Source organism: Paenibacillus sp. JJ-223 (genome assembly GCF_927798175.1).
GTDB classification, from domain to species: Bacteria; Bacillota; Bacilli; order Paenibacillales; family Paenibacillaceae; genus Paenibacillus; species Paenibacillus hubeiensis.
On record NZ_CAKMMP010000001.1, the window covers coordinates 378,462 to 396,569 of the forward strand.

The 18,108-nt window shown below is 46.4% G+C and carries 16 protein-coding genes; 14 read left to right on the top strand and 2 right to left on the bottom strand.

From position 1 onward, the window contains the following. Positions 1-21: 21 nt before the first annotated feature. The 7 genes from L6H98_RS01575 (at position 22) to L6H98_RS01605 (ending at position 6,276) form a co-directional block, all read left to right on the top strand. The gene (locus L6H98_RS01575; protein ID WP_236412395.1) at positions 22-882 is read left to right on the top strand and encodes an ATP-binding cassette domain-containing protein; all 861 of its coding nucleotides are present in this window, start codon (positions 22-24) and stop codon (positions 880-882) included. 3 nt (positions 883-885) lie between these two features. Further along, positions 886-1,572: a hypothetical protein gene (locus L6H98_RS01580; RefSeq protein WP_236412396.1), complete on the top strand. Its 687-nt coding sequence runs from the start codon at positions 886-888 to the stop codon at positions 1,570-1,572. Further along, positions 1,569-2,699, top strand: coding sequence for a hypothetical protein (locus tag L6H98_RS01585; RefSeq protein ID WP_236412397.1), 1,131 nt, complete (start codon positions 1,569-1,571; stop codon positions 2,697-2,699). Before L6H98_RS01580 ends, L6H98_RS01585 begins: the two co-directional genes overlap by 4 nt. A 415-nt stretch (positions 2,700-3,114) precedes the next feature. Further along, positions 3,115-3,549 (top strand): YciI family protein, encoded by a 435-nt coding sequence (locus tag L6H98_RS01590; protein WP_236412398.1) that lies wholly within the window; start codon positions 3,115-3,117, stop codon positions 3,547-3,549. Then, positions 3,546-4,862: an RNA polymerase sigma factor gene (locus tag L6H98_RS01595; protein ID WP_236412399.1), complete on the top strand. Its 1,317-nt coding sequence runs from the start codon at positions 3,546-3,548 to the stop codon at positions 4,860-4,862. Before L6H98_RS01590 ends, L6H98_RS01595 begins: the two co-directional genes overlap by 4 nt. Before the next feature lie 43 nt (positions 4,863-4,905). Next, positions 4,906-5,247 (top strand): DUF1801 domain-containing protein, encoded by a 342-nt coding sequence (locus L6H98_RS01600; RefSeq protein WP_236412400.1) that lies wholly within the window; start codon positions 4,906-4,908, stop codon positions 5,245-5,247. Positions 5,248-5,436: 189 nt separating this feature from the next. Beyond that, complete coding sequence (locus tag L6H98_RS01605) at positions 5,437-6,276, top strand: alpha/beta hydrolase (protein ID WP_236412403.1); 840 nt, start codon at positions 5,437-5,439, stop codon at positions 6,274-6,276. Positions 6,277-6,396: 120 nt separating this feature from the next. Here L6H98_RS01605 and L6H98_RS01610 read toward each other — a convergent pair whose 3' ends face one another. Then, positions 6,397-7,758, bottom strand: a complete 1,362-nt coding sequence (locus L6H98_RS01610; protein WP_236412935.1) for an alkaline phosphatase — start codon at positions 7,756-7,758, stop codon at positions 6,397-6,399. Positions 7,759-8,163: 405 nt separating this feature from the next. On the opposite strand from L6H98_RS01610, the gene L6H98_RS31330 reads away from it, so the two are divergent. After that, positions 8,164-8,301 (top strand): copper resistance protein CopC, encoded by a 138-nt coding sequence (locus L6H98_RS31330; protein WP_356722646.1) that lies wholly within the window; start codon positions 8,164-8,166, stop codon positions 8,299-8,301. 518 nt (positions 8,302-8,819) lie between these two features. Then, positions 8,820-9,224, top strand: coding sequence for a hypothetical protein (locus L6H98_RS01615; RefSeq protein ID WP_236412404.1), 405 nt, complete (start codon positions 8,820-8,822; stop codon positions 9,222-9,224). 213 nt (positions 9,225-9,437) lie between these two features. Here L6H98_RS01615 and L6H98_RS01620 read toward each other — a convergent pair whose 3' ends face one another. Next, complete coding sequence (locus L6H98_RS01620) at positions 9,438-10,418, bottom strand: hypothetical protein (protein WP_236412406.1); 981 nt, start codon at positions 10,416-10,418, stop codon at positions 9,438-9,440. Positions 10,419-10,724: 306 nt separating this feature from the next. On the opposite strand from L6H98_RS01620, the gene L6H98_RS01625 reads away from it, so the two are divergent. From L6H98_RS01625 to L6H98_RS01645, 5 genes are all read left to right on the top strand, one after another. Then, on the top strand, positions 10,725-11,762 hold the full coding sequence (locus L6H98_RS01625; protein WP_236412407.1) for a LacI family DNA-binding transcriptional regulator: 1,038 nt from the start codon (positions 10,725-10,727) through the stop codon (positions 11,760-11,762). A 172-nt stretch (positions 11,763-11,934) separates the two neighbouring features. Continuing rightward, positions 11,935-14,397: a hypothetical protein gene (locus tag L6H98_RS01630; protein ID WP_236412408.1), complete on the top strand. Its 2,463-nt coding sequence runs from the start codon at positions 11,935-11,937 to the stop codon at positions 14,395-14,397. Between the two features lie 398 nt (positions 14,398-14,795). Next, positions 14,796-16,187, top strand: a complete 1,392-nt coding sequence (locus L6H98_RS01635) for an extracellular solute-binding protein (protein WP_236412409.1) — start codon at positions 14,796-14,798, stop codon at positions 16,185-16,187. 46 nt (positions 16,188-16,233) lie between these two features. Then, positions 16,234-17,211 carry a sugar ABC transporter permease gene (locus L6H98_RS01640; RefSeq protein WP_236412410.1) on the top strand — a complete coding sequence of 326 codons (978 nt, stop codon included), beginning with the start codon at positions 16,234-16,236 and terminating at the stop codon, positions 17,209-17,211. Next, positions 17,211-18,092 carry a carbohydrate ABC transporter permease gene (locus tag L6H98_RS01645; RefSeq protein WP_236412411.1) on the top strand — a complete coding sequence of 294 codons (882 nt, stop codon included), beginning with the start codon at positions 17,211-17,213 and terminating at the stop codon, positions 18,090-18,092. Before L6H98_RS01640 ends, L6H98_RS01645 begins: the two co-directional genes overlap by 1 nt. Positions 18,093-18,108 lie beyond the last annotated feature (16 nt).

Consider the following 18,108-nt stretch of genomic DNA (forward strand, 5'->3'; position numbering starts at 1 on the left):
TAAGGTAGCAGGTGATAATATATGAAACTGAGCGTTAAAAATCTTTCTAAACATTACGATAAGCCCATTCTTCAGAATGTGTCTTTTGAAATGAATACGGGAATACTTGGTTTGTTAGGCGAAAATGGAGCTGGAAAAACGACATTGCTCGAAATCATCTCCACGCTGATTGCTCCCCATACAGGTCAAGTAGACTATGAAGGCATGGATGTCAGTCAGGATTTATATGCGATCCGAAAACAGATTGGCTACTTGCCGCAGAAATTTGATTTTTTTCCCCATTTAACCGTGCAGGAGATTCTTGAATATGTTTGTCGTTTGAAAAATATTCACGGCAAGCAGCGGATAGCAGAAATTGAAGAAAAGCTCGAGCAGGTTGGTTTGCTGGTACATAGGAACAAAAAATTCATTGCTTTGTCTGGAGGGATGAAGCAGCGCTTAGGTATTGCCCAAGCCATCGTTGGCAACCCCAGGTTGCTTTTGGTTGATGAACCCACCGTGGGACTTGATCCTCATGAGCGTGTGTCGTTTAGACAGCTGCTAACCACTCTTTCTACAGACCGATCTATTATTATTTCCACCCATATTGTCGAAGATATTGCACTTACAACAGATTTGGTTCTTGTACTGCACCAAGGGATTGTGAACTATTTTGGAGATATCCCTGCTTTCATCAAATCGGTGGAGGGAAAGGTGTGGCTTTACAGCGGAGAGAATGTGACGGAGAAGCTTCAAGAGCAAGGTGCACTCATCATCTCAACACAGGTCACTGCAAGTGGTGTACATGTTCGCTATCTATCGGATACCCCATTGGAAGGCAGCCTGTTAGTAGAGCCTACTTTGGAGCACGCCTATATTTATACGAATAGAAAGAAGGTATAACCATTGCATGAATTTATGGTACAGCTTCATTTTTCGTTTAAATCATTGTTAAAACATCGATTGCTGCTCATCACTGTTTTTTTGCTCACAACGATCATCCCGCTTGTTCTGGCACAAATGAGCGGAGAGACCCGCTTTGAAAATCGTTGGCTTTCCATGCTTCAGCTCCAAATGATTATTGTGACACCTCTGGTTCCTGTTCTCGTCAATGCTGTTTGGGGCGGAAAACTTAGAGACTTCGAACTGAAAACGATCCTGTTTTATCTAATTATCCCTTCCAATTATTTAATCTCCAAGCTTGCAGCTGTTGGGGCCGGAATAAGCATGATCTTGATACTGATTGATTCTATTTATTGGTTTGCATTATCCAATCAAGGTCCTAGTCTCTTATGGTTAGTCACACTCTTGCAAATCATCTTAACCGTATCCTTTGTGGTCTCGTTAACTGGACTGTGCTCTCTTATTTTTAAAAGGACGATTTACAGTACCATTTTCGTTTTTATTTACCTGATGATCAGTATTCAATATGTCCACCAACCGATGTTTGCGATCTGGTTTAATCCAGATTATGTATCGGAAATGATTCTAGAGCCGAATTTTATGCTTCAACGGTACGTCTTGGTTTTATGGATAGTGCTCATGCTTTTGATCAGCTCCATGTTGTTCAGAAAGCAGGTTGTACGCACATGATACGGTTATGGTTTTTAGAATTAAAGGTCCTATGGCGCAGTGAACATATTTGGGCTTTCTACATGGGACTTTTCATTTTATATTTGAGCAAATTTGTATTCTTTATCGATGAATTGCCTGTTACTATTCCTTTATATGGACTGTTCATGTCGACCATGACACTTGTAATATTGAATTCACCTAGACGTTACCATATGGTTCATATAATAAGACTTACCAACTGGAATCCTATACGAAGAACATTGCAGTCATGGTTGTTTAGTTTTTTATGTACCCTTCCAGCTTCAACCCTCTTATTTTTCACGGTTCGTGAAATTTTTAAAGACACTCCCGTTTATCTGCTGGTGTTTGTTATTCTCGGATTATCCTATTTCGCCATCAGCTTTGCGTTTGTAATTTCTTTATTATCATTCAAAATGGCTATTCTATGCTGTGTATCTGTGTACATGCTCCTTACTTTAATGCATGGTTATAAGCTGGAGAGTATCCGGTATGCTGCACCAACTCTGAATTTCATGTATCCGGATTACCCTGATATGAGGAATATGCTCTCGATATTTTTTCTTGGAATCCTGATGATGGGGATCTATTTTTGGAAAGGAGTCGATTGGCCTCGCCGGCAAAAAAGATCGCTGCTTTTCATTCTCATGATGTTCCTTGTCATATACATCGCAGTTCCGATTCAAGAAACATGGAATGAAAGACATTTAGCAAACGAACCTTATCAAAAGGTTCAAGTGAACAACATCGTTGTGCAATATAAAGGTATCCCTCGAAGTATGGCAACAAGATATAGTCAGGTGGTCTCTGATATTATTGAGGAGTTGAAGGAACATGAAATGAACCCGGAAATGACTCAAATCAAAATCACACGATTAGGCCGAGTCCCCAAAGGTACTCAACTGGAGCATATTATGAAGTTAGAAGAGAAGACGCTATATATTGAACCCTATTCAAATAAATTCTATGAGTTCAATTATGGGTATAATATCATTCGAGACATGCTTGAACTCTCGGGAATTGACCATCAAATTGGACAACAAATAACCGAGAGTTTGATCCGTAAAAACAAACATCACTTTTTCGATTCACTTCAACGTAGGGGACTTAGCGAAACCTACGAATAAGAGATATGATTTTGAGTAAAGGTAACACCCAACTGCTATTGAGCACATTCAATAAAACCGTTCAATCAGCATCTACATACTGTGTTCTTAATTTCAGGGCACCACCCAAGCGCAAATGCTGGCGGGTGCCTTTTTTGTCCTATAAAGGAATCTTTTAAAATGAACGACAAGCAAAGAGGTGGATTCCGGTATTCACCCTTGCCATGTGACTGCAAAACATGAAGGTAAAAAGAACTTGTTTGAAGAATAGTTCAAGTAAAATGCGGGTGACTAATTTGTATTTTAGACCGGATTTCAATTTTTTTCGAAATTTTCAATAGAGTTTGTCGATTTTGGTTTCTGGCGTTCGTCGTCCTGTTTAGAGGCCGGAAAGTTTGGATCTCATAGCGTCTATTAAAAAGGAGGAGCTTACCACATGAAGTTTATGATGATTGTCAAAGCAACCAAGGATTCTGAGGCTGGGAAACCACCAAGCCCCGAACTGTTCGAAGCAATGATGCGGTTTAATGAAGAGTTGGCAAAAGCAGGGGTGTTGGTGGCCGCAGACGGACTGCATCCAAGCTCTGGAGCCATTCGGATTTCTTATCCGGAGCCTGGAGGAAAGCCTACGATTGTGGATGGTCCATTTACCGAATCCAAAGAAGTGATTGCTGGGTATACCCTGATTGAGGTGAGATCCCGGGAAGAGGCGATCGAGTGGGCCTTGCGAATGCCAGATCCGCACGGATTGGGAGAGGGACAGATTGAGCTCAGACAGGTATTCGAAGGAACGGATTTGACGGATGATCCCAAGATGTTAGCCGCCCATGACGCACTGAGTGCAGAACTAAAGCAACGCAATCAGCCATGATGGAGTGTTATGTCCATCGCAAGGTCGATGCGATCTGGCGAATGGAGTCGCCGAAGATCATTGCCGTATTAACCCGAATGGTGCGCGATATCGGCCTCGCCGAAGATCTGGCCCAAGACGTAATGCTCATTGCGCTGCAAAAGTGGCCGGAGGTGGGCGTTCCCGACAATCCCGGTGCTTGGCTGATGGCCGCGGCAAAAAGACGTGCCATCGACATGATGCGAAGAAACAAGGTACAACAGCGAAAATATGAAGAGGTCGGCCGCAGCTCCGACATGTTTGATGAACAAGAGATTAGCGATGCATGGGATGGGTCCGTGGGGGATGATCTCTTGCGCTTGATCTTTATGACGTGCCATCCGATATTGTCCCGCGAGGCTCGCCTCTCATTGACCCTTCGTTTGCTCTGTGGATTGACAACAGATGAGATTGCTCATGCGCTGTTCGCTGCCGAACCGACCATTGCCCAGCGGATCGTGCGTGCAAAGCGAACATTGCGCGATGCCAGAGCGGAATTTCAGATCCCGGAAGGAAACGAACTCAAGGAGCGTCTCGAAACCGTAATGGAAGTGATCTATCTTTTATTCAATGAAGGATATGCCGCGACTGCGGGGAGTTCCTGGATACGTCCGTTATTATGTCAGGAAGCGCTGAGGATGGGACGAATCTTGGCAGAGCTTGTAAAGGAAGAGTCGGAAGTTCATGGCTTGGTGGCATTAATGGAAATCCAATCGTCTCGTTTTAGAGCCCGAGTTCATTCCTCAGGGGAGCCGATCCTTTTGCAGGACCAAAATCGGGGATTATGGGACCATCTATTAATTCGTCGAGGGTTGGCAGCGCTTGAACGAGCAAAATCTTTCGGTCGACCGCTTGGTCCTTATGCGTTGCAGGCTTCCATTTCCGCATGCCATGCTGAGGCCCGTACTGCCGAGGACACCGACTGGATCAAAATTGCCGCATTGTACGAAGCGTTGTCGCGGGTCCTTCCCTCGCCGGTCGTTGAGTTAAACCGAGCGGTAGCCATCGGTATGGCATTTGGCGCGGAATTTGGCCTTCAGCTTGTGGAGCAATTAGAAACGGTAAAAGCGCTGCGGGAGTATCACTTGTTGCCCAGCGTGAAGGGGGATTTCCTTGAAAAGCTCGGACGAAACAACGAGGCTTATCAGTCGTTTCAATTCGCAGCCTCGCTTGCACAGAACGATCAGGAACGGGCACTGCTGCTCAAGCGCGCGGCAAAATGCAAACAGACTTTCCAAGGGGAAGGAACAGAGAAAGGGATGGAAACCGAATTGAAAAATCAAATGGGCCTGTAAATAATCAAAACGACATAACGCGTGCGCAAAGGAGAATATGACCATGAACCAAGAAGTTACGGAATATATCCAATCCTTGAAAGAGCCTTGGCAAAGCCAGCTGTGTAACGAACTGCGGGAGCTTGTACGCTCCGTCATTCCTGATGTACAGGAGCGGATGCAATATAAAAAACCCCATTATCTGAAAAACGGGAAATATGCTGCCGTCATTTCCGCTTCGAAAGATGCAGTGAGTTTCACCATCTTTAATGCCGCAGCTGTGACATTTCCTGAAGGTTTCGATGGACCCGCGGAACGAAAAACGATTAAACTGCGTAAGGGGCAAGAATGGAGCAAGGAATCGTTAACTTCCTTGTTGAGTCAGGCTGCCTCGACGTTGGAATGAACTTTGTACTAAATAGCTGCCAACGGGGTTGGCGGCTTTTTTTGTTGCCATGGATATAACGGTACAAGGGAAAATAAAAAAGTTTTCTAGCGATGTCGATTTCCATAAGTTGTGTTCGTCATGTAAGTATAGATGCAAAAAATGGCTTATTGGAATAACCACAAATCCCAACCTTAAAGGAGATTAAACATGAATACGATCATTTCCAGAGACGGAACCAACATCGCATACGACAAAATGGGGCAAGGACCGGCGCTCATTCTCGTGGCGGGAGCTTTCAGCTACCGCAAATTCCCTGGACAGGTACAGTTAGCCAAGGAATTGTCCGATCAGTTCACGGTGTATAATTACGATCGGCGGGGCAGAGGGGACAGCGGGGACGGAGAACGTTACGCCATAGAGAGAGAGATTCAGGATCTGGAGGCCCTAATCGAAGAAGCCGGTGGGAAAGCATACGTTTGGGGCTTATCTTCCGGGGCGGTTCTGGCCATGAAAGCTGCCGAGAATGGTGCGAAAATCACTAAATTAGCCCTGCATGAGCCGCCCTTCATCGTCAATGCGTCTGACCGCACACCTCCTGTAGATTTTCTGGATCAAGTGACTCGGCTTATCGCGGAGGAAAAGCGTGCAGAAGCCATTAAATACTTTATGACGCAAGGCATGGGCGCTCCTGCCTTTGTTGTATCCATGATGCGTATGATGCCTGGCGTGTGGGCTAATCTGATGTCTGTTGCCCATACTCTTCCTTACGATGCTCAATTGATGCAAGGTTATATGTCTGGCAAGTCTTTACCTCCTCATTTTGGAAAAAAGATCATCCAACCCTCCTTAGTATTGGAAGGTATCGAAAGTCCATCCGCACTACGCAGCGGGGCACATGCGCTTGCAAGCATACTCCCGAATGGGGAGCTGCGAAGCAAGAAAGGACTGGGCCATACGAAAAAACTTAATGCCAAACGGATTGCTTCTGAGTTAAAAGCCTTTTTTGATCAGGACAGTGATGTGGTTAGTACTGTGCAAGAGCGCTAATGATGATTAAGACATCTTTTGATGGACAATATTCCGCCCCTCTGATGTTTTTTTATGATACAAAAAGCCCCTCTCTAATTTCTGACGGAAAGAAGAGAGGGACTGCTGATAAAGCTTTGATTATTTATGCTTCTTCAGAATATCGAAAATGATTTCTGCATTATCCGTATTATCGATCAGGCCGGAGAAGCGGTGGCTTGCCGGACCGTAAGCATAGACTGGCACGTCTTCTCCCGTATGTCCGCCTGTTGTCCATCCCGTGAACGATCGGTTATCGATAATCGTCTCAATGGCATTGTCGATCTTCGTTACATCGGCGTCTTTAGCCGCATCTTTTACCGATTGAATTTCTTCAGCCGTCAGCTCAAGCTTGAGGTAGCTTTTAAGCGTTTCCTCTACGGAAGCACCTTCAGCAATCCGTGCTGCCATGAAATCCGGAGTGCGTACCGCAGCTTTGATCGGATCCACGAAGAAGTTATATTCACCGTCTTTGCCGAGCGTGAGTCCGCCTGTTGAATGGTCGGCAGTGGCAACGACAAGGGTTTCGCCGTCTTCTTTGGCAAAATCGATCGCTGCCTGGAATGCTGCAGCAAAATCCTCCATTTCGCTCATGGCGCCAACAATGTCATTATCATGGCCTGCCCAGTCAATCTGGCTGCCTTCAACCATGAGGAAAAATCCATTTTCGTTTGTGCTCAAACGATCAATCGCCGTATTTGTCATCTCGGCCAACGAAGGCGTTTCGCTAGTACGATCGATATATTTGTCCAGCCCTCCGTCCGCAAAAAGGCCCAGAACTTGTTTATTGGTATCTGCGAGCAGGGCGCTGCGGTCTGTCACATAGCTAAAGCCGGCTTCCCGGAACTCTTTCGTCAGGTCGCGATCCTTACGTACAAAATTTGATTTTCCCCCACCTAACAGGACATCCACTTTGTGTTTTCCATTGATCAATTCATCATAGTAATCATCTGCGATCGCATCCATGTTCTTGCGGCTGATGTCATGGGCACCGAATGCAGCCGGTGTAGCATGGGTAATCTCCGAGGTAGCAACAAGCCCGGTGGATTTTCCGTCTTCTTTGGCCTGCTCCAATACCGTTTTAACTTCAGTCTTGTCATGATCGACAGCAATGGCGGCATTATAGGTCTTCACGCCAGCAGACATCGCGGTTGCCGCGGAAGCGGAGTCCGTCACGTTCTGAGTGTCATCATCCGGATACGTCATTTGAGCTCCCACAAGGTAGGGATCAAATACGGTTTTCTCCATGACCTTTGTAGAAGGATCGTCTTTCATATAACGGTAAGCGGAAGTATAAGCAGTTCCCATGCCGTCACCAATGAGGAAGATGATATTTTTGACCTTTTTCTTCTCTACACTAATCGCTTGTACTGCATTGGCTTGTCCGGCAGACAAGACTGTAGAAGCGGCGACGGCCAGGCTAAGTGCTACTGCAGGGAGTGCTTTTTTTGATAATTTCACGATAAATCCTCCTTTTATATTAAACATGAATGCATGAATCTTTATTCATTTGTCTGACAATATGAAGATTAGCATTCGATTGTAAAAAAAATTCAAGCCATATGTACACGAGGAGTAAAAGATTAACAAAACATTAACTATTCCAGGTTCTCTATTTTATCGAATTCAACTCATTGAATGAAGGGAAGAGGAGGCAAAGACCCGTATATTACATGTTTTTACTTGCTGTAATCTTGATTCTTTCCGGGTGTAGTACGCCGATTGCTGGAACAGGGGGTAAATATCTGATAAGCGGATCAAGGTTTAATGGGGATCACAGGATGGGTCCCGTATTGAGGCCATGCTCGATGAGTCGATGGATTCGTGATGGGTTATGGGTCATGTTTGAGATATGGAGCCCGGAGAGTAATGGTTCCAGCCAGTTCATACGCACACACCAAGCTTGAGAGCTCTCCACCAAAAGCTGGCGAAGTGGTCACAACAAATCTGGATGAAATTACATTGCAATTCAACACTAACATTGAGGTGTTAAGTTCGTTTAAGTAGCTAAGAACGTAATTCGCCAGTCATAAAGAATCAGGATCTTTCCCAAACGGGAAAAATCCTGATTCTTTTCTTTTTCTGTATGTTATTCCCAAAATCATTTACATTAGTGCACTTTATAAAAAGCATTTTATCTCGTAGCTGCCCAAAGTGAAGAGTCTGTACCCTTCGCAGGTGAGCAGCCCCGTGAGTCGGCACGGATCTGCGTTGATTAGAATTTCGGGAATACATATTTAACCAGAAAGTAGAGAAGTCCAAAAAAGATAATGATATATGCGGCATATTTAATAAACGTGGAAGCGACCAAACTTGAATCAGACTTGTGCTGAACATCCTTATGCTCTACTTCTACTGTACGATGCGGCTCGTTCATTTGAATCATCTCCTTCAGGTGATTGTGTGCTTAGAGAACCATTACACACGATAAGAAGGATTGAATCGCTGTCGGCTTCACCCAAGCGTTATTACAAGAACGGCATACACTTATAGAATCAAGCTATGATTTACTAGGAGGAGATATTATGCGAAAGAACAATATTCACGGTTGTCCGGCCCCGCAGAATATTACATTGATTCAGCGCCTGCAGTCGCTTGCAGGACGGACGGTTACGGTGTTCCAACCCGGATTCCCGAAATTAACAAAAACGACAGGCAAGCTCTCCAATGTGACTAAATCCTCTTTTACCGTTGGATCTACGGTAGTCGCAATCCAAACCTCCTTCTATATCGTAACCAACGAAAGGGTTAGACGGACGCAGCCTTTTGAATTGACTGCTACAGCGGAAGATATCGGTGAACTGAGTGGAATATTAATTCGCGTCGGACGGGGCTTTGTCGAGTTTGTTCAGACGCCAGGCCGAAGAGTGCCTACTATTTTCCCATTGAATTTATTTACTGAAGTGTTTTGCGAAAACGAGGAAGAATAAGAACACCTTATGAGAACATGGAAGAAAGGTATTCCTAAAATTAGAATGCAGCCAACGGATGCAATAAAGTACCCACTTGAAAGTCAGACCAATAAATTGGATGCAGCCGGTTGGCCACGAGCTCGGTATTATACCGTGCTCATGCTTTGCAAGCTAGACTTTAACTTAAAAAGTCAATTCCTGTACGTAAGGAACTGACTTTTTAAGTGATTTTTAAATAACACTCTCTACGTTTTCTTTACCTTCATTGGTTAATAATGTGGTGTGTTTATGAAACAGCTCTTCAGCTGAGCTGCTAAGTACGTTAAAGTCGACTTTCCTCCATTTTTCAGGATCAGGCACATAATCCTGATCATATATTTTCTTGGACAAATTGGAACAAATTACATAGCTTGAATATGGATGAGGATTCTCTCTGTTATGATCAGCATCGGATAAAAACTTTTTCATTAACACTTTATTATTTAAAGGATGGTAAATTAATTCTACCAATTTGGCTCGATATTCCAGATCGACAGGAAGAAGACATGGGAAGTCTTCATAATCCGCTAAATGCTGCGCTTCATGAGCAAGGTATGAATATAAAAAATCGGGCTTATTTATTACTTTTTCATACCTGTCTTTTACACAATATAAGGCATTTTCAGATGCCCATCCTCCTGCAGCTCTCCCTCCAAAGGTAGCGAAATGCAGCCAGCTCTGCATAATAAAATCGGACATAAAATATACATCAATCTTTTTGGATTTCTCTGGAAGGGTGACTTCATACTCGACCTTCTCTTGTTTTCTCCATATATATGGCCCCCTAAAGGGCGGGGTAATTCCTCCTTGGAAGTAAAAACCTCTCGAGTTAAACTCTTTAGATAATTTTTCTTCAATAGAATTTAGGTCATCTGTAGTTTCGTATCCGTCTGGTAACAACTCTATTAGGGATTCCGCTAAGATCTGTTCTGCTTCCTCTTTGCGTTTTCTATTGGTTAAGACGGATCTAAAGTATTCGTAATATGCTCTAATAACACTTCTAATCCATGCATCTTTTGTTTTATATCGAAATACTGGTTTTTCAGCAAAAAAACGGTTGGCGTATTTATTTTTAAGCTTTTCCAAACCTGTATTATGATCAAGGCTTAGGAGATATTCATAAGCTTTATTGATATCTCCTTTTAAACAATAAGAATATAGTTTTTGTTTCATTATTAATATAACTCCTTAATCTGATATTTTTTGTAAGTTCGGAACACGCTGCTTAAAAGTTAATATTATGCTCCAACCACACTCTTTTTACTGAACATTATGATCGGCTATGCACTCTTTTTTTGTTTTATAAGTTGCACAACTTTTTTTAACTCATGCTAGTGAGGGGAAAAAAAGTGGAATTAAAATCCAAAATAACGATTGCAAAATCGGAGATTGTAAGGTAAGATTCACCTATCAACTCAAAAATCTAAACGTTTAAACAGCTGATGAACGATGGTTCGTATGCTTAGACAGGAGAGACCTATGAGAAAAACCAGCATAAAGGACATCGCTCTTAGGGCAAATGTTTCGATTGCCACCGTCTCCTATGTGCTTAACGGAACTCGGAATGTTCGTCCGGAAACGCGCAGACGGGTCATGGAGGCCATCGAAGCTTTGAATTACAAACCGAACGAGATTGCTAAAAGTCTCAAACGCAACCGAACGAACACCATCGGTGTCATTGCGGAGGATGTGACCGTATTTAATGCGCCGGACATTATCGATGGCATTAACGATTTCGGGGACCGCCACGACCTCCATATTCTGCTCGTCAACCTTAGGCTCGACAAGCGAATTGGCCGTCATTTTCACGATGTCGAAGCGTACCGCAAGTATGCAGCCAATGCCGTATCCGAGCTGCTTGGTAAACAGGTGGACGGCATCATCTATATCGGCGTGCACACTCGTGACTTGACAGGGCTGATCAATGTTGAGGGCAAACCGATCGTATATACTTACGGGTACACACAAGACGACATATCAATCCAGTATAATGATGAGCAGGCTTCCTATGAAGCGATGTCATACCTGGTTCAACAAGGTCACAGTCGCATCGCAATCATTAGCGGTTTGATGGATTCGATTCCTTCCAGGCGGCGATTAAACGGTTATTACAAAGCCGTTACCGAGTTTGAACTGCCGTTTGACCCGACCTTGATTAAGATGGGGGATTGGGAACGGGATTCAGGCTATCGGTTGGCTAATGAGCTGCTGGACATGCCCGATCCGCCGACAGCCATTCTGTCGATGAACGACGTTATGGGCGTCGGGGTGCTTCAGGCTGCAAAGGAGAAGGGAGTCAGCGTTCCTGATGACATTTCGGTAGTTGGTTTTGATGACAGGGAGTTTAGCGATTATCTCAGCCCGCGCCTGACAACGATGAGTTTGCCGCTTCATGAGATGGGATATTTGGCAAGTGAAACGCTCTACCGTCTAATTCAAGGGGAAGACGTTCAAGACCTTACCATGCCGGAATGCCGCTTGATCGAGCGTGATTCCGTTCGGAGTTTGAAAGCGTAAAGGCTGGATCGGAGCAGAATAGTTTCAATACATAAGGCAAACCGCAGGTGAAAACTCCGCTATTGTACTTGAGAAACCGATGGCGTCATATCATAGACGAATTGGCGTTTCTCTTTATTGAAGATAATTTAAACGTTTAACTTCATTTCTGATCGATGAAAGGGTGATTTGAATGACGACTCTCAGCAATGATAGGTTGAAGATCGAATTGGGAGAGCGTGGAACCGTTCATTCCTTGGTGATGAAAGATGATCCCCATACGATGAATTGGGTAGTCGATCCTCGTTATTTGCGAGAGGTTGGATTTCAAGAGGATGAGGACAAGCTTTTTGGGGAATGGAGCTTGCGGTTGAACGGGAGGGACGTCCAAAGTTCGGCGTTTGTGCCTAAGGTAACGAAACATAATTCGCAATATGCTACCGTGGAGTTCAGAGATTTACCGGTCAAAATCTTGTTATCATATTCGCTCGAAGAGGATCGGCTGCGTTGGGGGATTGATCTGACGAATGAATCGGATGAGCGTATTGAAGTTCAAGGGCTGCATGTTTGGTTTTCTCTCGCCTACATCATGTTTCGAACGCAGGATGTGTATCGCAACATGCATGAATCCTGTGCCGTATTTACGCATCTCGGCGGGAGCTTCGCCAAATTTGCCGCCGTGCGGCGAAGCAACGAAGGACCTCATTTGGGAATTTACACACTCAGAGGAGCGACGTCAGCCATGGGTTCTCATTGCCGATATTGCAATCGCTTTCTCGAACAGGTTTCGCCATCTTTGGACGGGTTGTTGTACCACAGGCTCTCTTTGGTGGAGGATGGTACTTCATTGAAGGAATCGGCAGCTGCCGATTGGATATATGGAGACGCTTACAATCCTTTGGTGTTAACGCCTGGACAAACGGAAAGCTGGGAGTACGCGTTTGTGTCATTCCAAAACGAGGCGGATTTCTATCGTCAAGGCGAAACCCTTGGACACCCGCGATGGAGCTATACACCCGTAGTGCCTGAAGGAGGTCAATTCAAGGCCTCGTTCAGTCTGCCAGCAGGGCTGGAAATAGGCACGTTAAAATTGTATAGTGCGCTTCGAACCACGAGTGACATCGTGGAGCAGGAGATCACCACACGCGTGATCTCTTCGGAAAAGCCAACGTCTACAGACCAGGCTTTCGGCCGTAACAACCATCACGGCATTGAACGGGAGTTCATAGTCATCCTGCCTGCTGACGAGCCGGGGGAACGCAAGCTGGAATTGGTGCTCCGGGACGGACGACGTGATGTGCTGGTTTGGAATGTGCTTGAACCGGTCCATGCATTGCTCGAAAAGCGGGCAGAATGGCTGGCGGCCAACAGCTATGAAGGAGCGGAGACCGCCCTTCGACCCCACGCGTTCCGTCCGTTGTCCAACCAGGGGGAATCGCTGGGCAAATTGGCATTTTTGCTGATGAAAAATAGGATGACTACGCCTGTTCCCGAGCAGGTGGCGAAGGCGGAAGCGGCGGCGGTGCTGGATATGAAGGTACACTGGTTCATGGACGGCGATTTGTCCCGGCCGCGACCATTGTACGGCAGCTTTTACCGCATGTATGATTTCGATTATATTGCGCACGTCTTTTATCTGTTATCGCGGATGGAAGCAGGGCTGCTCCATCTGCATTCTCCTTCCGAATATTTGCAATGGGCCGCCGAAGTGATGTGCATGCGGCTTGATCCGGATTGCCATTCCGGTCAGCGGGAGAAGGACGAGTCGCGTCTAAATGGTGTATTCATTCTTTACATACGAGAACTGCTGCAGGAGTTGGAAGATAAGGGGTATAGTGAATTGCACGAACGGCTGCGACAGCTGTGGGATCGCTTCGGTCGGGACATGGAAATCGGCGTTCGGCACTATGGCGGGGCGGTCACGGAGCACTTTTACGATAATGCCGGATTTGGCCCGACGTGCATGGCGTTATGTTTCCTTGGGCTAACCGACGAAGCTGCACAATATGGCCAGCTTATTCTGGCCAATATCGGGTTCAGCAACGACTATCGGCTGCAGAATCCGGACCGCTGGTGGGAAGCGTTGTCCCCGATGATTCATTCCTTGTGGGGCGGACTTGCGGCGTCATCGGCATTGGCTGCCTATGAACATCTGGGCGATCCTGAATATCTGGAAGCCGCTTACCGCTCAACCATGGCGATCTTCCATTGTTATGACTGGAATGTAAGATCCACGCCGCGACGGCTGAAGCCGGGTGAAGCCGCATCGACGTATAGTGTGGCTGCACCCAATTTGAACATGCCGGAGCTGTCGCGCAATCGATTCGGACAATCGGTGTTTGTGGGAGCAGACGATCCGCTGTTTGCCGCTTTGTTCTCCGACGTTTCGGGGGATGACTGGGATATGGGCGAAGAGTTAGCGGCTTATTTGCTCGGGTTTGGAACTACGACGTATCTCTATCGGGATGGAAACGGCACATTAAGGTGCGTCAACGGATTCTTGACTGAAGAGCATGACGGGTGGACCGTGACAAGTTATGCGGCATATCCGTCCAGATACGTGTTCCGTGAAGAACGCTTGGAGTTTCGGGCTCCACAGGGAACGTTGCTGCAGAGCATTCGCCTGGAACAAGGAAAGTTCTGCGCCTGCTCATGATCCGTCCTCCAGCATGGCTTCGTCCTTTCGGTCTATATAGGTTGAACCAATGATTTTTACACAGAGACACTACGCGGTCAGAACCATCTTCCGATCGCTGTTATCCCCAGATTTCTTTGATCTCCTTTTTCAAGGAGAAAATCCGGTGATCAGCCTATGCTTCCCAAGCAGCTTTCTTTCAGAAAGCTTTTAGACCGCTTCGCTTCTCCAAATTCTTTCTGCCCTCTTCGTTATCGTGTAAATTTCCGGTTCAATCTATATAACAGGGAAAGTACAGGTCCGCCAACGTTTAGCCCATGTAATAATCACTCGGATATTAATTGATCATTGTTTTTAAGTTAAACGATTAAATTCGTTTGGCTTGAAATAAATAGCTTTGAAAAAGGGAGGAAACAATCATGAGGTTTGGTAAGCGCAAGTTGGTTCTGTCTCTCGCATTAACCTTGGCCTTCTCCACGCTGGCAGGCTGTTCCGGCAATTCGGACACGTCCGGCAGTGCCAATAATGCGACATCAGGCAGCGGTGACACGTCCGCCACTGGCATTACCCTAGAGCTGCTGTATTGGGGGGATGATGTACAGAAGCAACTGGTGGAATCTGCTGCAGAGAAATACACGGCGGACACCGGGGTGAAGATCAATGCGCAGGTATTGCCCGCGGACGGCACATTCGACACCTTCATCCAGACGAGAATGCAATCCGGCGAACTGCCGGACATCAGTTACATGGGGGAAGCGGACATTCAAAAGTATAATGAGATGGGCATATTGGAGGACATTTCCGACCTGCTTGCAGATGGAAGCATTCCGGAGAAACTTCCCGCAATCACCATCCATTCTCCGGAACAGAAAGTAATCGGCGTCGGATTGTCCAACCAGATGGAGCTGCTGTTCTACAGCAAATCGAAGTTTGATGAAGCCGGCGTCCCTTATCCACCTACCAAGGTTGAAGACGCATGGGATTGGGATACGTTTGTCGCCAATGCCAAGAAGCTGACCAAGGATTCAAGTGGTAAGACGGCCGCCGATGCCGGTTTCGACGCGGCCATGACTGAAAACTACGGGCTTGGTTTTACCGCAGGGCGTGAATTTCACCATTTCTGGGCAGCGAACGCGAATGGAGGAGGCATCGTATCGCCGGATGGGAAAGAGTTCCAGTGGGATTCACCCAAAACGGCGGAAGGTATTCAGAAGCTGGCTGATCTCGTGAACAAGGACAAGGTTGCTTCTGCTTTCAGCTATACCTGGAGTTCCGGAATCGGCTCGGCCGTGGATGCGTTAAGCGGAGGATATGCCATGGCCGTCAGCGGATCATGGGATTTGGCAAACATCAAGGGCAATGAAGATATCGGCGTAGGCGTGCTTCCGAAAATGGAGAAAGCGGTAACGATGAATGCCGGTGCCCCGCTGGTTGTGTACAATACCTCCAAACATATCGAAGAAGCCAAAAAATTCTATGCTTATATGGTCAACCCGGAAAATAGCCTGGACTTGCTGAAAAGCGGCGCATGGCTGCCGAATCAGGCGGACTGGTACACGGACCCTGCTCTGATCGACAAATGGACGGCTGATCTGCCGGCTAGCGCAAAGGAAACGATTCTCAGCTACGCCACGACCAAGGATGCCATCGTGCAATGGCCCGCGTACTACGTTCCGGCTTACCTGAAAATGAACACGGAATACGAAAAATCGATCGACCAGGCGTTATCCGGCCAGAAAAGCGTTCAGGAGATTTACGATGCGATTATGCCGGCCATTAAGTCGCTGTGGGAAAGCGGCAAGGTATCTTAACGCCGGGAATGTCTGAAGTTTGAATTTGAAAAGAGAGGCTATGCTTATGAATCCAGAACGCAAAATCGGTTCGGAATCCATCCCTGCCAGAAGATTTGCCAAAGGTGCCACCAAAGAGGCCTTTGCCGGATATCTCTTCGCCGCTCCTGCCATTATCGGATTTTTGGTGCTGACGATGTACCCGATGCTCGCCAGTTTATATTACAGTTTTCACAAAATTACGATGATGGGCGGCAGCCAAGTCATGGAATGGATCGGGCTGGACAACTTCAGGTATATTTTCAGCAACCCCAGCTCCGAATTCAAAAAGTCGATTACGGTTACGCTCGTTTACGCCTTTGTCAACGTGGCGCTTGTTATCGTGTTTTGCCTGATCGTTGCCCTGCTGCTAAACCGCAAGTTTATCGGGAGAAATTTGCTGCGGGCCATCTTCTTCCTGCCATCGGTCGTGCCGATGCTGGCGACAACGATCGTATGGCAGATGCTGCTGCAAAATCAGGCCAAAGGCGGACTGGTTAACTGGATTTTACTGCAGTTGGGTATCGCGCCTTTGGATTTTCTCAACGATCCGCTGCGGATTTTCTACACCTTGTTTATCATGAGCCTGTGGACATGCGGCGGGACGATCGTTGTATTTATTGCCACGCTGCAGGACGTACCCGGAGAACTGCTGGAGGCCGTAGAGATGGACGGAGGCAACGCCTGGCACAAGTTTCTTAAGGTGACTTACCCTACGATTAAACCTGTCCTCTTCTTTCAACTCATCATGTGTATGATGACGTCGATCCAAATTTACACCCAGAGCGTGGTGCTGTCGAGAAACGGTGCGCCCGATCGGATGACGTACTTTATCAACGTCATGATCTACGACCACTCCTTTGTGCAAGTGGGCATGCGCGGATTGGCATCAGCCGAAGCGTGGATCGTATTCCTGATCACCTTGGTCATTACAGGCGTGTTGTTTTACTTTCAAGGCGCGCTGAAACGTGATGATGCCATGGGCAAACGAAAGTGGGTGAGATAATGGCGACGGTACCTGCAGCGATGAAATACGCAAGCATCAAGCAGGCGAAAAACCGAAGAAAAGTGTTTCATATCGGGTTGATTTTGCTGTCCTGCCTGCTTGCGTTGATTTTTGCTTTTCCGTTGTACTGGCTGTTACGCGGCGCAATGGTCAGCCATTCGGAAATTTTGGCCAGGCCGCCCGTATTTTTTCCGAAGGAGCTTGGATTGGATAACTTCAGGCTGGGGCTTGAACGGATTCAGTTCTGGCGGCAGCTGTGGAATTCGGTTTCCATCGTCGTTCCTTATGTCATTGGCACCGTTATTACCACCAGCTTTGCCGCTTACGCGTTTGCCAAACTGCGTTTCCCGATGCGCGGCACCTGGTTTGTGCTCGTCATCAGCAGCATGATGCTGCCCAGCGCGGTTACATTGCTGCCGCAATTTTCGTTATATACGTCGCTTGGGCTTGCGGGCAAACCAGCGCTGATTATTCCGGCTTTTTTTTGCGCAGGAGGCAATGCATATTTCGTTTTCCTGCTAAGACAATTTTTCATGACGATTCCTGCTGAGCTGAGCGAGGCGGCCAAAATCGACGGAGCGGGTTATTTCCGCATCTACTACCGGATCATGCTGCCTCTCATTCGCCCTGCAATGATCGTGGTTGCGCTGTTCAGTTTCATCAACTGCTGGAACGAATTTTTCTATACGATGATTTATCTGAAAACAGAGGCCGATTATACCTTGCCTATGGGCTTGTACATGGTGAACGGAATGCGTATTCCGAACTATGAGCAGGTCATGGCGCTTGCACTGATCGTAACGCTTCCCTGCCTGGTGTTTTTCCTGATCGGCAACAAATATTTCGTAGAAGGCATTACGTTGACGGGAATTAAAGGTTAATAAGGAGGAGACGAAG

Excerpts from the sequence above, each read along its gene's own strand:
- L6H98_RS01575 (WP_236412395.1), top strand. The coding sequence starts at position 22 with ATGAAACTGAGCGTTAAAAATCTTTCTAAACATTACGATAAGCCCATT.
- L6H98_RS01585 (WP_236412397.1), top strand. The coding sequence starts at position 1,569 with ATGATACGGTTATGGTTTTTAGAATTAAAGGTCCTATGGCGCAGTGAA.
- L6H98_RS01590 (WP_236412398.1), top strand. The coding sequence starts at position 3,115 with ATGAAGTTTATGATGATTGTCAAAGCAACCAAGGATTCTGAGGCTGGG.
- L6H98_RS01595 (WP_236412399.1), top strand. The coding sequence starts at position 3,546 with ATGATGGAGTGTTATGTCCATCGCAAGGTCGATGCGATCTGGCGAATG.
- L6H98_RS01600 (WP_236412400.1), top strand. The coding sequence starts at position 4,906 with ATGAACCAAGAAGTTACGGAATATATCCAATCCTTGAAAGAGCCTTGG.
- L6H98_RS01605 (WP_236412403.1), top strand. The coding sequence starts at position 5,437 with ATGAATACGATCATTTCCAGAGACGGAACCAACATCGCATACGACAAA.
- L6H98_RS31330 (WP_356722646.1), top strand. The coding sequence starts at position 8,164 with ATGGTTCCAGCCAGTTCATACGCACACACCAAGCTTGAGAGCTCTCCA.
- L6H98_RS01615 (WP_236412404.1), top strand. The coding sequence starts at position 8,820 with ATGCGAAAGAACAATATTCACGGTTGTCCGGCCCCGCAGAATATTACA.
- L6H98_RS01620 (WP_236412406.1), bottom strand. The coding sequence starts at position 10,418 with ATGAAACAAAAACTATATTCTTATTGTTTAAAAGGAGATATCAATAAA.
- L6H98_RS01625 (WP_236412407.1), top strand. The coding sequence starts at position 10,725 with ATGAGAAAAACCAGCATAAAGGACATCGCTCTTAGGGCAAATGTTTCG.
- L6H98_RS01630 (WP_236412408.1), top strand. The coding sequence starts at position 11,935 with ATGACGACTCTCAGCAATGATAGGTTGAAGATCGAATTGGGAGAGCGT.
- L6H98_RS01635 (WP_236412409.1), top strand. The coding sequence starts at position 14,796 with ATGAGGTTTGGTAAGCGCAAGTTGGTTCTGTCTCTCGCATTAACCTTG.
- L6H98_RS01640 (WP_236412410.1), top strand. The coding sequence starts at position 16,234 with ATGAATCCAGAACGCAAAATCGGTTCGGAATCCATCCCTGCCAGAAGA.
- L6H98_RS01645 (WP_236412411.1), top strand. The coding sequence starts at position 17,211 with ATGGCGACGGTACCTGCAGCGATGAAATACGCAAGCATCAAGCAGGCG.